The 1,425-nt window shown below is 53.6% G+C and carries 1 protein-coding gene; it reads right to left on the reverse strand.

What is annotated here, in order from left to right; translation table 11 throughout:
* On the reverse strand, positions 1-1,150 hold a 1,150-nt coding region (locus tag Q7T06_RS11485), incomplete at its 3' end, for a cache domain-containing protein (protein WP_304784768.1).
* Positions 1,151-1,425: the final 275 nt, after the last annotated feature.

Here is a 1,425-nt window from a genome sequence, read left to right on the forward strand (position 1 = left end):
TGGAGCGCAAAGTGATGGGCTGGGCGAATTCAAAAAGACGTATCGTCTCGGCTTCATAGGCAAGCTTGCGTATCGATTTTGAAATGGCTCTCGCCACGAACCAGATGACTGGCATTGCAATCAGGATAACCAGCAAGGTAATCAGGATAGACGTCGAACGAATCTTGAGTGCAGTGGCAAACAGCTCCTTCTTTGGAATCGCCGTCATCAGATACAAGGGTTCGGAACCTTCAAGTGCTATCGGCAACACGGACACACGCCAGTCCTCGCCATCAAGCTCCACTGTTTTTGACATTCCCTGCGGCGGCATGTCTGTTGCAATGGAACCGGCCAGCCCTGCCAATGCAGGAATGCCGAAGTCATCCAGATTCTTGAGCGCAGGCGGCGTATCGGGCATCGCAGGCGTCGCGATCAATTTTTTCAAATCTTCGTGCGCAACGACTTGACCTTCGCGACTCACCAGGGCCAGCTGACTGGATGGCGTGACTTTTTGTCTCCGCAAGGCCGCGCCCAAAGCCGACAGTGGAATATCAGCGGCAATAACCGCATGGCCATTTTGCGCACGTTTGGCAACCGTCAGGCCGACTTTGCCGACTGAAAAGAAAAGGTAAGGTTTGGTCGTAACCGTGCCCTTGGCTGTCATCGCGCTCTGATACCAGCCGCGCTGGCGCGGATCGAAATCGGCCGCATATTCCGGATGGGCTTCTTCCCGCAATACCTGCATGCCAGCATCCAGATAGATGTATTTTGCTGCGGCCTTTCCGTTGTGACGTTCAATACTGCGGAGCTGGTAATACGTGCCTGCGGGAGCGTGGTATTTGATGCGCTCCTCTGCGTCGCTGATGCGGTGCAGAAAAAGGTAATCGCCGGATTCATAACCTATGAAGATGGACGTCATGCCGGCATCATTGTTCAGGGCGGGCTGCAGGACCTGGAAACTTGCCATCCGCTCTGCCGGCGTCTCGGCATAGGCCAGCCGGTGGTAGCTCAACAGTTCAACAGTGGTATAGGCAGGCCCGAGTATGCCCTTGATCTCGCCGGCAATTTCGCGGCTGGCACGCTGGGTCAGGTCCTGCGCCGAGGTTTCCAGCATGTTGTAAGACATCTGGTAACCGACACCGGCAATGACGCCGCTGATGACGAGCGTCATCAAAATGAAGAGTGTGGACAGGTGTATGTGCAGAGGAAACTTGAACTTCATGTAGCACCTACCCGTCTGTCAGATTGTCAGGGAATCAAGTGATGCTTATTCTGCAGTAAATTTGCGAAATGCTCCACGGAAAGTAATGGGTTGTAGCGAAGTTCTTGAAAAATATCAGGTGGGTATGTCGTCCCGGTTTGAATGTTGGGCTGATAAAGCGTTAGCCCAACCTACAGCTCTAACGATTGACATAACTAGCTGTTGCAAGCGGTGCGGTGCGACGC

Source organism: Herminiimonas sp., assembly GCF_030645555.1.
Taxonomy (GTDB): Bacteria; Pseudomonadota; Gammaproteobacteria; order Burkholderiales; family Burkholderiaceae_D; genus Oxalicibacterium.